At 43.9% G+C, this 13,586-nt stretch carries 12 protein-coding genes and 1 pseudogene; 7 read left to right on the forward strand and 6 right to left on the reverse strand.

Going from position 1 to position 13,586, the window contains the following annotated elements:
- Positions 1-189: 189 nt before the first annotated feature.
- The 4 genes from FQ608_RS13390 to FQ608_RS13405 all read right to left on the reverse strand — a co-directional run bounded on the left by FQ608_RS13390 (position 190) and on the right by FQ608_RS13405 (position 2,926).
- Positions 190-1,434, reverse strand: coding sequence for a mandelate racemase/muconate lactonizing enzyme family protein (locus FQ608_RS13390; protein WP_158858749.1), 1,245 nt, complete (start codon positions 1,432-1,434; stop codon positions 190-192).
- 197 nt (positions 1,435-1,631) lie between these two features.
- Positions 1,632-1,865 (reverse strand): four helix bundle protein, encoded by a 234-nt coding sequence (locus tag FQ608_RS13395; RefSeq protein WP_158858750.1) that lies wholly within the window; start codon positions 1,863-1,865, stop codon positions 1,632-1,634.
- A gap of 117 nt (positions 1,866-1,982) precedes the next feature.
- On the reverse strand, positions 1,983-2,441 hold the full coding sequence (locus FQ608_RS13400) for an RES family NAD+ phosphorylase (RefSeq protein WP_158858751.1): 459 nt from the start codon (positions 2,439-2,441) through the stop codon (positions 1,983-1,985).
- A 14-nt stretch (positions 2,442-2,455) separates the two neighbouring features.
- The gene (locus FQ608_RS13405; RefSeq protein WP_158858752.1) at positions 2,456-2,926 is read right to left on the reverse strand and encodes an antitoxin Xre/MbcA/ParS toxin-binding domain-containing protein; all 471 of its coding nucleotides are present in this window, start codon (positions 2,924-2,926) and stop codon (positions 2,456-2,458) included.
- Between the two features lie 559 nt (positions 2,927-3,485).
- On the opposite strand from FQ608_RS13405, the gene FQ608_RS13410 reads away from it, so the two are divergent.
- The 4 genes from FQ608_RS13410 to FQ608_RS13425 all read left to right on the forward strand — a co-directional run bounded on the left by FQ608_RS13410 (position 3,486) and on the right by FQ608_RS13425 (position 6,382).
- Complete coding sequence (locus FQ608_RS13410) at positions 3,486-3,818, forward strand: hypothetical protein (protein ID WP_158858753.1); 333 nt, start codon at positions 3,486-3,488, stop codon at positions 3,816-3,818.
- Positions 3,815-4,189 (forward strand): nucleotidyltransferase, encoded by a 375-nt coding sequence (locus tag FQ608_RS13415; RefSeq protein ID WP_158858754.1) that lies wholly within the window; start codon positions 3,815-3,817, stop codon positions 4,187-4,189. The genes FQ608_RS13410 and FQ608_RS13415 overlap by 4 nt, the downstream gene beginning before the upstream one ends.
- A gap of 231 nt (positions 4,190-4,420) precedes the next feature.
- Entirely contained in the window at positions 4,421-5,671 is a 1,251-nt protein-coding gene (locus FQ608_RS13420) for a serpin family protein (RefSeq protein ID WP_158858755.1), read from the forward strand.
- An 81-nt stretch (positions 5,672-5,752) separates the two neighbouring features.
- Complete coding sequence (locus tag FQ608_RS13425) at positions 5,753-6,382, forward strand: hypothetical protein (RefSeq protein ID WP_158858756.1); 630 nt, start codon at positions 5,753-5,755, stop codon at positions 6,380-6,382.
- Positions 6,383-6,567: 185 nt separating this feature from the next.
- On the opposite strand, the pseudogene FQ608_RS28045 reads toward FQ608_RS13425, so the two are convergent.
- Positions 6,568-6,732, reverse strand: a pseudogene (locus tag FQ608_RS28045) (RNA polymerase sigma factor); the annotation flags it as partial.
- Between the two features lie 17 nt (positions 6,733-6,749).
- On the opposite strand from FQ608_RS28045, the gene FQ608_RS13435 reads away from it, so the two are divergent.
- Genes FQ608_RS13435 through FQ608_RS13445 form a run of 3 tightly spaced genes read left to right on the forward strand, consistent with a single transcriptional unit; the run spans position 6,750 to position 12,022 of the window.
- Complete coding sequence (locus tag FQ608_RS13435) at positions 6,750-6,947, forward strand: hypothetical protein (protein ID WP_158858757.1); 198 nt, start codon at positions 6,750-6,752, stop codon at positions 6,945-6,947.
- 25 nt (positions 6,948-6,972) lie between these two features.
- Positions 6,973-10,419: a SusC/RagA family TonB-linked outer membrane protein gene (locus tag FQ608_RS13440; protein ID WP_158858758.1), complete on the forward strand. Its 3,447-nt coding sequence runs from the start codon at positions 6,973-6,975 to the stop codon at positions 10,417-10,419.
- Between the two features lie 25 nt (positions 10,420-10,444).
- Positions 10,445-12,022 carry a SusD/RagB family nutrient-binding outer membrane lipoprotein gene (locus tag FQ608_RS13445; protein WP_158858759.1) on the forward strand — a complete coding sequence of 526 codons (1,578 nt, stop codon included), beginning with the start codon at positions 10,445-10,447 and terminating at the stop codon, positions 12,020-12,022.
- A gap of 70 nt (positions 12,023-12,092) precedes the next feature.
- Here the strand turns inward: FQ608_RS13445 and fdhA are convergent, their stop codons facing one another.
- Positions 12,093-13,283, reverse strand: coding sequence for a formaldehyde dehydrogenase, glutathione-independent (fdhA, locus tag FQ608_RS13450; protein WP_158858760.1), 1,191 nt, complete (start codon positions 13,281-13,283; stop codon positions 12,093-12,095).
- Positions 13,284-13,586: the final 303 nt, after the last annotated feature.

Here is a 13,586-nt window from a genome sequence, read left to right on the forward strand (position 1 = left end):
TGAATTGGCGAATAACTTTTGAACCACTAAAGCCGATTTTTTGATAAACGGTTAGCCTTTTTGTATTTTAAATTGATTGAATTAACTGAACGAACCGTTCATGCTAAAAAGAAAGGAGCTGCTAGGAAAGTTTTTTCCTAGCAGCTCCCTGGAGTTGAAATTATCAATTTGGGGACTATTTACTCCCTGTTACCAATTATGGATAGAACCGTCTGGAGCCAACAAATAAGGATGGGCGAATTTGGTTGGTTCTGAGATTTCAAACAGGAAATCCGCTTTGGATGGATCGAAGGTCACACCCAGTCCCGGATTGGGATTTAAGTGGACTTTTCCGTCTCTGAAATCAATATAGTCAGCATTGAAATAGGGCGGATATTCCGGAATCCCGCCGGCCAGTTCGATCATACACCGGGTTGGACTGGATGATCCAAGCACGTGAATCAGGGCAGCCGTTGACAATGGCCCGGTAAAATGGGGGATGATGCCCACGTAATGGGTTTCGCCAATGGCGATGATTTTTTTCAGTTCGGTAATGCCTCCTGTATTAGGCAGGGTCACCCTGCTGTAATCGATCAGGTGGTTTTCGATAAGTACGTTGCTATCCCAGCGGTCTCCAAACTGTTCACCCACTGCGATGGGCACTTTGGTCATGCTCCGGATGGTGCGGTATGCTTCGGGGTTTTCTGAGCGGATGATGTCTTCCACAAAGTAAGGCTCCAGTTTTTCCAATGCATCACAGATTTTGATGGCTTCTGGCGTGTCAAACCGGGTATGGAGGTCAACCGCCCAGTTGCCGTTACCACCTACCGCCTGATCCAGTTTTTCACACATTTCGATGGTTTTCTTACTGTGTACATAGAAGTCAAAAGGTTCCTCCCCATTTCCCCCTGTAGGCCCGATCCGGTAGCAGCGCAGACCCGCAGCCAAGCAATCCAATGCCCTGCCTTCCATGGTGGTGGCGGTGGAGTTTCTAAAACCCGTGGCATAGCATTCCACAAAATTGCGGGTCTTTCCCCCAAGTAGATCATAGACCGGCACGCCCAGGGCCTTTCCTTTTAAATCCCACAGTGCCATTTCTATGGCACCCAGGGCATGGAGTTTCTCTCTTCCAGGCGGATAGAACATATCCCGGTAGCAATGCTGCCAAAGATGCTCGATGCGGAAGGGGTCTTCGCCGATGATCATTTCGGCAACTTGGCGTATCATATCGTTGCTTCCCCCTTCCCCAATGCCGATAAGGCCGGAGTCGGTTTCTATTTCCACAATTCCCCGTGCTTGGTTAAACAGCGGTTTGTTATATCCGGGAGCGGCATAGTAGCGGATTTTGGCGATTTTCATGTCGGAGGCGTCAAAGGCATTGGCTGGATAATGGATTCCGGCAAACGCCGCCGCGGATCCCAACGCTCCCAGTTTCAAAAATTTTCTTCGTTGCATGGATGGATAAGGTTAAGATGGATTTATGGTTGATTGTAAATTACGAATTACGAATTAAAAATTACGAATTATTTTTCAATCACCCCATTAACGTATAATTTTGAGAGTAATTCGCACTAAATTAATTACGAATTACGTGGCGATTTCGGCTCAAAGTACCATTTTGAGAATTCATAATAATTCGTAATCCGTAATTCTCAATTCGAATAATCACTTTCGTTTGCTTCTTTAAGGGCTATGTTCATTTTATGGACAAAATCAGGTTTACTTTGCGCATATTCCGCCTCTCTAATCAATGCTCCAATAGCGGTCCCGCATCTTAGAATCTGCTTACTCAAAACAAATTCCTTTTTCTCAGTGTATAAACTCTGTGATAGCTTTACAATTCGAATAGCAAATGCATAACTTTTATTTTTTAGTGGGCTATTCATAACTTTACCATTTAAGTTAAAAGTTAAAAGTGAATAGTTTGTCATTGATGCTTACATTTTTTAATCAGCTATCTGGCACTTTTCACTTTTCACTTTACGCTTTACACTTTTCACTAATCAATAATTCACTTCAAAACCTACTTCTTCCTGCTTCACAAATGAAATAGCATGGAGAAATTCAGGGTGAAGCGGATTGATCAATAGGTTATATTCCTCTGAAAACTTACTCAATGGAATCCTACAGGAAGGTACTTTCAATACAGGGGAAACCATTTCCTTGGCCCACATCGTTCCGATCTGTTGCGTACTTATTGGGTAGGGTCTATTTCTCCATTCGGCTGGCAATTCACTCGGCTCCAGATAGGATAGTTCAACTTGTATTTCCAACGTAATCAATGACCAGTTGGATTGGCTTACCACCATTCCTTTGATGCTAAGCATTTCCAAAAAATTAAGAGCAGATACATTGCAACAATAGATCATTGGAGTCCCATACTGATTCCATCTTCCTCCACCCAACCCATAACCTAATGCGGATCTACCGGGTATATTTTCTATAAGCCTGTACGCTTTCAAGATAGAGGCCTGATTTATAGGAAAGTCCCCCAGGACATGGCCTCCAATGACTCGTCAACCAACTGCAGACCATATGGATTACGCATGACATCTGCTGGCTTTTTGTTGCCCAAGGCATGATTGGAAGTGTGTAGCCATTCCGAGAATAGTGCCTCTGTGCCAAATATCCTGATCCCTTTGGCAATGATCTTATCCATATCCATAATGGTTTTGGTGAGCAATCTTGTCAATTGTTTGTCCTCTTTTTTCCAGCGGAACAGGGTGCTGGGATCTACCTCCATTAGCTCGGCAATCTCATGCTGGCTATATTCCAAAAAATCAAAAAGTACCTTGCTCTCTGAAAAGGAGATGACATCATCCAAATACGGGTGGGGCTCTGCTACCCTGGAAGTGGGTATTTTGAAGAAGTATTGAAGCTCCGGTAAATCCACTTCCTGAAACCCATTTTCAAATTTTCTTTTTTTGAAAGAATATTTAGCAGCCATACTAGAAAGGGTTGTTTTCGAGACTAAGTTACAAATTATATTCCTATTTACAATATCAAATTGTTGCAAATGCAATATTTTTTCTAAAGCTACTTTGCCCTTGATATCCTGCGTTTAATTCACATTTACCTTCGTTTTTGGTATTACTCAAAAGTGTGATCAAGGAGAGGAGAATAAATCGGGTTTTCATGGGAGTAGCATTTGAACGGTTAAAAGGAAACTAGGAAATCATAACAATTACAAATTGTACGGCAATGGGATGGATTGGGTTTGTTTATGACAGACCAGGCAGATATTTGAAACCTGTCCGGTCTAGTTCCTGTTGCTAAATCGTAGCTGGCTTTTACGAATAGTTAAAATAGCTTGACTTGCATAAAGCAAAAGAAGCAAGGGGATTTTTACTCCCTCTTGGTGTTGTATATATCCATATAGGAATTGGAGTCTCAATAGAGATTATATTTGATGCACATTCTAACTAATATATCTATGGAAGTTTATATTAAAATTTCACAGAAACAAAACAGGTTATGATGGCTATCGAAGTAAACAATACTTAATCATGAGTTCAGAAACCATAAAAAATTCAGAATTGGGAAATGACGGATTGGAAAACATTAATCCAGAATTGACCTCCGAGACTATCTTGCCCGACTTCGGAGGAAATGATTTTAATGCAAGAGCAAAAATCAATACGAAGATAAAAAGAACGATCCAGACGTATTCTTCCCATGAGGATATGGAAAATCATCAACTGACTTTCTGGGCATCATTGAAACCATCTGAAACTATGCGCCAACTAAAGCTGCTAATTATGACCAGTTATGACATCAAGTCAGGGCCCCAATTTTCTGAACTAACCAAGTCCATAAATTTTGAAAGGGATAGGTCATGAATATTTTTCTTGATGCTCATCTGGAAGTTTTGAAAGCACTGGTAGAACATCGGGTGGATTTTATTCTTGTAGGAGGGTATGCAGTTAATTTTTATGGTTATAACAGGGTGACGGGTGATCTGGACCTTTGGCTTAGACCTGACAATGCAAATAAGACATTGCTTGTGGATGCCATGGAGTGGTTGGGATTTGAGGAAGAAGGGCTGGCGCCTATTCAGTCTTGGGATTTTGCCAAACCCAATTTGTTTAGCATCATGGAACGGCCTTTTCAAGTAGAGTTTATGACGAATATTACAGGGGTAGAGTTTACGCTTGCCAAAGAGCAAGCTACGCAAGCTGAATTAAGCAATAAAGATTATTCATCTAAATGATCTAATTATACACAAAACATTATCCGGAAGAACGAAGGATCTGGCAGATGCGGAATACTTAAATAAAATTAAAAACAGAAAGGATAAATTGGAGTGAAGTCAGACAGGGCAGGTTTTTAAAACCTGCCCTGTCTCGCATTTAATATTGTCACGCAATTAAAAAAATCACCATTCGATTGTAGCATATCGAACCATTCTTTCGTACTGGCAGTATAACAAACCCAAACGATCATGAATATCCGATTTTACGTTGCCTGTGCCCTTTTCTTTCCGTTGTTTTTGTTCAGCTCCTGTGACTGGGGCGGCAGTGAAGATGAGATGGTAACACCAAACCTCAGGGCCTTGCATGCCCATGAGCAGGAAATGGTTTTCGCTAGTTCCCGATTTGCCTTGGATCTTTTTCAGCAGCTCCAGAAAAAGGACGATCCTAATCAATTTTACAGCCCTTACAGCATTCATCAGGCACTTTCCATGGCCATGAACGGCAACGAAGGCGAAGTGTTGGAAGAATTTAACAATGTATTGAGATTTGAGGGGATGAGTTTGGAAGAGGCTAATGAAGCGGCAGAATCGCTGACGAAATTTTTGTTGGAGCTGGATCCCAAGGTAAGGTTATCCATTGCCAATGCCATTTGGTACAAGCAGGAATTTGAAGCCAATCCCAATTTTGAAGCAACCGTTCGGAATAGCTTTAAGGCAGAAGTAGCAGGTTTGGATATGGCTAATCCCCAGTCCGTGGATGTGATTAACAATTGGATTGAAAATAATACAGAAGGCCTAATCAAGGACATGCTAGATGCGATTCCCTCCACTGCTGTAATGTATTTGGTCAATGCCATTTATTTTAAGGCAGATTGGAAATACCGCTTTAATTCGGCAAATACCCATAAGGCGCCTTTTTATGTAACACCACAGCAGGTAGTAGAAGTGGAAATGATGAGCATGAATGAATCGGCACCAATGAGGAATTACACTACTGAAGGACTGGAGTATTTGGAAATTCCCTACAGCACGGGACATTACAATATGGGGGTGATTACCGGTACCGATCTTGACACCAAGTTGCAGGACTTTTCTTTCGAGGATCTTGAAAATTGGCGGGAACAAGCATTTGAAGCAAATCTAATCCTTCATATGCCCAAGTTTAAGATGAGGTATAAGATGGAAGAATTGAAAGAAGACCTAATGGCGATGGGCCTTGAAAAGCCCTTTAACCCAAGTCCAGTCAACTTTACCCAGCTGTTCGCAAATCCAACGGAATCCATGTATATCAGTAGGGTGATTCATGATGCGTTGATTGAAGTGGATGAATGGGGAAGCGAAGCCGCTGCGGCAACGATCGTGGAGGTGGATCTGACTTCCGCTGGACCTAATCAGCCTAGGATATTTGCCTTGGACAAGCCCTTTGTATTCTTTATTCAGGACAACCATAGTGGTGCCATCCTCTTTATGGGGAAATTAGGGAATCCGGCATTGCTTTAAAACAAAATTAGTCGGGACACAGCCTGCCTTCCAGGATTAAAATTAGAATTGGAATGTCTAACCAAATTTTAATGGATGACTATGAGAAAACCACATCTAATTAAACTAATCTTGCTTTCATTTTTTTTAATAGGGTTTCCTTCCTGTGAAGAAGGTTGTATCTGTTGTGAATTTGATGGCCCCGTTCGCTACGATGCAAGAATCGTGGGCTTTGCAGTAGAACGAGTCGATAAACGGGTGACATCTACTCAATGGGCAGCCTATCTTCCTGGAGACACTGTAAATGCAAGTCGAGATCTTGTAATCTACCTGAAACCAGACCTTGAGCGAGTAGTATTAAATAATAATTTAAGTAAAAATGGATTGTTTGTTAATTCCGCCTTTGCGTGTACTCCAGCTCAAATGCCAAGGACTGATCAAATTTTGACAAACCTAAAAATTACAAGCACCGAAGACTTTAATGCCTATCATCCTGCAGGCTCAGATCTAATTGGCCTGTTTGATATCTCTGGAATTAGATATAGTGCAAAAAATCAAAAAATCCCTTTGTCACAGTATTTGGCTGGGAGTAGAAATGATTTTCTCATCAGTGCACCATCTCTTTTTTTAAACGAGAGTCCAGAAAATCAATCAACTCACATATTCAAATTTCAACTCGAACTTTCTGACACGACTCTTCATTTTCAAACTCCAGAACTAATCTTGAAGTAAAAGATATGGCCAAAAAGTCATATTCGACAAGAGTTAATATTGTGCATTCGTTATTCTGATTTCAAATAATTGTCCAGTGGATTATATATAACTATTTCTTCAAGCTTGGGATTCTAGGAATTAGGAAAGCAGGAATAAATCCTAAGTTTTTTTCCTGTTTTTGCTATCAAATCGAATATGAGATATTAAAAGAAGCAAATCACCAAGCTAAATAATTCAGGCTTAAAATGGGTTCGGATTACTTTTAATGCCCGAAAAAGATGATTTTTAGCCGTATTTGGAGCAATTTGTAGCTTTTCTGATATCTCCTTAAGGGATAGTTCCTGATCGTGGTGAAGCTGAAATACTTGCTGCTGACGGTCAAACTTTGGCGGAAGTGCTTGTAAAGCTCACTCAGATATATGGTAAAGAGTTCGTGAGTACTGACAGTAGCCTTTTGGCCAAGGAACTCTACTTGGGTGTTCCCTACAGCGACTGGGAGACTGTACGGCAAGCCTTGGAACTTTCCCTGAATATCCAATTTAACGAAAAGGAACACTATGTGGAACTTCAACTTAACCCATAATAAAACCAAATAACCTAGATGCGCTATGAAAAAAACTAATTACAGCAACATTTTATTGGCGTTGTGTATGATGCTGTTGGCCGTCTCTTCGGAAACAGTAGCCTCTTCGAATAGCCCGAAGAAGGAAATGTCCCTAATAGAGGCGATCGAACAGATAGGCACCGAATACGGCGTCTATTTTACATTTGATAAATCGCTAGTAAGTGGTATTACCGTCAACTATATCCGTGAGGAGCAGGCTTCGGTGGAAGACGTGATGGCCAAGATTTTGAAAAATACCAGGCTAACCTTTAAATTGATAAACAATCAGTATTTGGTTATCTATAAAAACGACGAAGAGGGAATCAAATCCCTTCGAAAAATGTCCAACAACCTCGTCAAACTGATAAAAGAAGAAGAAAGGGCGTTTGTGAAAAAAGACGGTCCGTCGGCTAAGGCCGCAATTGGTTCATTGGTGCCCTGGACGACAGTGAGAGGCCGGGTAGTAAGTGCTTCCGGTGAACCTTTAATCGGAGTGTCGATTTTAGTTAAGGGTAAAAACAGGGGTATGGTAACTGACTTGGACGGGTCTTTTGTAATCGACGATCTCAGTTCCTCCGATATCCTAGTTTTTTCCTATATAGGCTACGCAACCCAAGAGGTTGCGGTAGGAAATTCATCAGAAATAGTAGTGGAATTGAGGGAGGATGACAAAGCTTTGGAAGAAGTGGTAGTCACCGCCTTGGGTATAAAAAAAGAGGTAAAAGCCTTGGGGTATTCGGTCACCCGTATCGATGGGGAGGATTTCAACCGCGCCCGGGAAACCAACTTTGCCAACTCGCTGGTCGGAAAGGTTGCGGGTGTTAACGTTACTGGCGTAGCCTCAGGTCCCGGCGGCTCGTCGCGGGTTACCATTCGTGGCAACACGTCAATTTCCGGGGACAACCAGCCGCTTTATATCATCAACGGACTTCCTATGGACAACTCGCAATTCGGAAGTCCATCTGGTGCTAATCCCGACTGGGGAGATAATATTTCAAGCATAAACCCGGACGATATTGAAGAAATTACCGTTCTTAAAGGTGCTACGGCTGCGGCGTTGTATGGTTCACGAGCGAAAAACGGTGCGATTGTCATAACCACTAAGTCCGGTGCCGGGAAAAGGGGATTGGGGGTAGAAATCACCAATCATACCACCTTTGAGCTTCCCTTTTATATATGGCGTCTTCAAAACGAATATGGGCAGGGGTATGGAGGAGTCAAGCCGGCCAGCCAGCAGGATGCCGCCAACCACGGACAAAACCACTGGGGAGCTCCGTACGATGGATCTATGGTGGTCCAACTTGACGGCGAAGCCCGTCCATACTCTTATGTGAAGGATCAGGTGCTGGATGATTTTTTCAGCGTTGGCCACACGACGACCAACAGTGTCTCTTTTTCAGGTGGGGGAGATAACGGATCCTTCCGACTCGGGGTGACAAACATGCGGAATCAAGGCGTAATTTCCACCGCAGGTATCAACAGAAACAATATCAGTCTGGGTATGAATCAGAAGATAACTCAGGATCTGACCCTATCCGCGAACGTGGATTACATCGATGAAGAGGTGAATAACCGCTACATGCATCGGGGTACTCAAGCTGCCGCAGCGGGTACTATACTCTTTGTAAATAGCAACATGCCAACCAGTGCTTTGGCACCGGGTTATAGAGATGATTTTAATGAAATGGTGCTCGGTACCGACCTCAATGCCACGAATCCCTATTTTGTGCGCAACCGAATGCGCAATACGACCAACAAGGACCGATTTATCACCAACGTGACCGCACGTTGGCAGGTGTTGCCTTGGCTGTATGCACAGGGACGCGTAGGCCAGGATTTTTATACCTTCAAAGGAGACAACATTTTGCCAGACGGAACAGGTTTTCGACAAAACGGTCAAATTGACCAACGTACCATGAATTTCTGGGAGCGTAATTTTGAGGGATTGATTGGCATCGACAAGGACTTGAATGAAAACTTCAGCTTGGCGGTAAATCTCGGGGGTAACCTCATGTCTCAACATCGATTCACAACCTCAGTTACCGGATTAGGTTTTGTCATTCCCCAACTCCATGTAGTAAATAACACCGCCATCCGAAATACGACCACCCAGGTATATGATAAAAAAATCAATTCCGTGTTTGGCACCATGGAGTTGAACTTTAAGAACTACCTATTCTTTAATCTCACCGGGCGAAACGACTGGTTTTCGACACTCAACCCAGCTTCAAACAACTTTTTCTATCCCTCTACGGGGCTAAGCTTTATCTTCTCGGACGCAATCGAAATGCCGAGGTCGATTAGTTTTGGCAAATTGCGGGTAGCATATGCCTCTGTTGGTGGAGATACGGACCCATACGGGCTTGACCTTACCTATGGCCTGCTCGGATACGCCTATAATGGCCGTCCACTGGGAACTATCAACCAGCAAACTGTCCCCAACAACATGCTTCGACCGTTGAATGTGGATGAATTTGAAGTCGGTCTGGATATAAGGATGCTGGACAACCGTCTGGGTTTTGATATGGCGTTTTACGATAAGCTAACCACCAACGACATCGCCGTAGAGAGTATCTCCGGCACAAGCGGATATTCTGGTGTATCGGTAAATGTCGGAAGTATTCGTAATAGAGGGGTGGAGTTTTTACTTTCTGGAAAACCTGTAATCCATAAGGATTTTCAATGGGAAGTGACAGCCAACATGGCCTTTAACCGAAGCCGGGTGCTGAAAATCTCAGACACCTCCAATGAGCTGATCCTCGCCACCACCACAAAGGCCTTTGTCAAGCATATAGAGGGAATGGAATATTCCCAGATAGTGGGCCGCACCATTCTCCGGGACGAACAGGGACAGGATATTATCGATGGAACCGGCTTGCCTATTGTTCCGTTGGATGTGGTTCCTTTCGGCACAGGAATACACCGATGGACTGGTGGTCTCATCAATGAATTTAGGTACCGGGCATTTACGCTGAATGTGTTGGTTGACGGTAAATTTGGAGGTTATATATATTCCCAAACCAACTACGACCTGGACCACCGGGGCATGTCACCAGAATCTTTGCTGGGTCGGGCAAACGGAGTGGTCCTGCCAGGAGTAACCGAAAGCGGGGAGCCTAACCAAGTGCACGTCACTGCGGACCGGGTAAACAACCGGGCAATTACGGTGAGGAGAAGGGATGCGTTGGATGATTATCTCTACGATGCTTCGTTTATAAAATTGAGAAACGTGGCACTAACCTACCAGTTTCCCTCCACCCTATCCGATCGAATTATATTTTTAAAAGGTGGCAGTATTTCCATGGTGGGCAGAAACCTCTCTATTCTCATGAGTCGAGCGCCGGGCATAGATCCAGAAAACAATCTTTTTCCCGGCAATAGCCAAGGAGTGGAGTCCAGTGCCCTGCCACTGACTCGAAGTGTTGGCTTTAACCTTAACCTGAAGTTTTAATTCTTCCCACACAAAAAGAACGATCATGAAAAATACACCTATATTATTTGCGCTGCTGGTGTTCCTTTCCGGAATTTGGGGATGCGATCACGGTTTCGAAGAGCTAAATAAAGACCCAAATGCGGTGACTGCCGAAAGGTTCAACCCAGCCTTCCTATTCACTACTGCCCAATTGCGGACCGCCAGGGGAGACGAGGCCAACAGTCTGTTTTATGCGACATGCTTTGTCCAGCAAATGGCGTCACTAAGCAACGTAGGCATCTTTGACTATCACGGCGACAAATACGTTTATCACAAAGGAAATAACGAACTGCTATGGAATGCCACTTATGGAAATGCCGGCGAGTCCAGACCTGCCAAACTGATCGAAGATATCCTTGAACTTACTAGAGAAAAGCCGGAATATCACAACCTGCATCAGATGGCCCGCATTTGGAGAACAGTTATTTACCACCGCCTTACCGACATGTATGGAGAAATCCCCTATTTCGAATCCAGCAAAGGGTATTACCAGCAGATATATAAGCCGCGCTATGACGACCAAAGGGAAATCTACTACGATATGCTCAGTGAGTTGGAAGATGCGGTGAATAAGCTGGACCCAAATCAGCCAAATTTCGGAACTGCGGACATTGCTTACGACGGCAACATAGAGCAGTGGAGAAAATTCGGTAACTCCATGATGTTAAGGTTAGGTCTTCGGCTTTCGAAGGTAGAACCCTCCACATCGGAAACTTGGGTAAAAAAAGCATTCGATCGTGGTGTATTTACATCCATAGATGAGAATTTGTATATCAGCGGAACGGACGCAACAGGCACTATGGCCGAGCTTGCCAATGGAATGAGCTGGATAATAAGCGTTTCTACCCGAAGCCCTGGGAAAATAAGCGCCACATATTTTGACTTTCTAAAAAGTCACAACGATCCACGGCTACCCCATACGGTGGCTGTCTATACAGATCCTACCGATGTCAGGACCAAAAACACCGATCCTGCGCTACAAAAGGGCCTTCCAAATGGATTGGACCGCGGCACACTGGAAAGCCATCCAAGTTATGACCCCAATAGCCCTGGGCAGGAACACCAATATTCGGGCGTAAACCGCGAAGTATTAGCTAAGCTAGACGGGCCTAGGATGTTTATTACCTATGCTGAGGTGCAGTTTATGCTTGCAGAGGCGGCAGCGAGAGGGTGGATCAGCGGAAATGCGGAAACCTACTATGAAAGTGGGGTATTTGCTGCTATGAAAATGTTAAGCCAATTTGATGAGTCCGCGTTAATTTCCGATCAACAAATTGCTGATTACTTGGAACAAAACCCATTTGTAGGTACTAGCAACATTGAATTGGCATTGGAGCAGATTAATACCCAATATTGGGCTGCTACTTTTCTGAATGGCTATGAAGCCTATGCTAACTTGAGAAGGTCTGGATATCCTCAGCTAGAACCCATTTCTTACCCCGATAACGAAACCGGTGGATTATTTCCGGGACGCATACGCTACCCTGATGATGAAGCGGTATTGAACGCCGAGAACTACAGCGAAGCGGTCGCCAGACAAGGAACTGACAATTTTATCACCAAGGTTTGGTGGGATCAGTAAAAAAATTATAGCTAATCTACAAAAGGAAAGAAGCCATTGTATATTTTACAATGGCTTCTTTTTGAACGTATCAATTCGGAATCATTCCATGCGGATCGATCACAAACTTCGTGGCCGCACCGCCGTCAAACTCTTTATAGCCTTGTACAGACTGCTGAAGGGAAATGATTTGTACATTTACCGCCTTGGCAATTTGCACCTTATCGTAAAGGATGGCATTCATAAGCTGCCTATGGTATTTCATCACAGGACACTGCCCGGTATGGAAACTGTGTGATTTGGCCCAGCCCAGTCCCAAGCGGATACTAAGGCTCCCTTTTTTCGCCGCCTCGTCGACTGCGCCTGGATCTCCCGTTACATAAAGTCCCGGTATTCCAATACTACCTCCCGCACGGGTAACGTTCATCACAGAATTTAGTACCGTTGCTGGCATTTCTGTGCCTGCGTCTGATCCGTGACCTCTTGCTTCAAAGCCTACGCAGTCCACTGCGCAGTCTACCTCGGGTACGCCTACTATCTCCGCAATGGCATCCTCCAATGGGGTGTCTTTTCTAAGATCAATAGTCTCGCATCCAAAACTCCTTGCCTGCTCTAGCCGCTCTGGAATCATATCCCCCACGATAACGACTGCCGCTCCCAAGAGGTGACAGGAAACCGCACAGGCTAATCCGACAGGACCTGCCCCGGCAACGTAGACGATGGTTCCGGGTCCCACTCCCGCAGTGACTGCACCGTGAAATCCGGTAGGAAAGATGTCTGATAATAAAGTAAGGTCTCTGATTTTTTCCATGGCCTGGTCTGAATCCGGGAACTTCAACAGGTTAAAGTCTGCATAAGGCACCATTACATATTCAGCCTGACCGCCTACCCAGCCTCCCATGTCTACATAGCCATAGGCAGCACCGGGACGAGCGGGATTGACGTTGAGGCAGATACCTGTTCTTCCTTCCTTGCAATTTCGACACCTGCCGCAGGCAATGTTAAAAGGAACGGAAACCAAATCTCCAACGTGGATAAATTCAACATCTCTACCTGCTTCTATGACCAATCCGGTAATTTCATGACCTAAAATCAGCCCCTCAGGTGCAGTAGTCCTGCCCCGGACCATGTGCTGATCACTACCGCAAATATTGGTTGAAACGATTTTTAGGATGACGCCATGGTCACATTTTCTATCCCCAAGCGCAAGTTTGGGATAGTCAATTTCCCGTACTTCTACTTCTCCTGGCCTTACATAAGCTACTCCGTGGTTTTTACACATGTGTTAAATGATTTTTGGTTGACAGATTGGGTTCATCATGTTAATAGACCTTTAATTAAAACAGACCTTTAACGGATGATTCACTCAAATTAGGCAATTTGATTTAAAATTCCTTGTCACCCATCAATAATTAACGAGAAAAGCCAAAAATTAAGAAAAAAACACTTTTTTTAGCACTAATACAGACAAAATAGTAGCACTTTTTGCACTTTTCAAAAGCTAGAATTAACACCTCGCTTTAACGGGTATCATCCGTCATTTTTTTACATTAGAAAGGCCTGCCAACTTTTGAGAGTAAAAGAT

The sequence above is a fragment of the Lunatibacter salilacus genome (assembly GCF_009797935.1).
Lineage (GTDB): Bacteria > Bacteroidota > Bacteroidia > Cytophagales > Cyclobacteriaceae > Lunatibacter > Lunatibacter salilacus.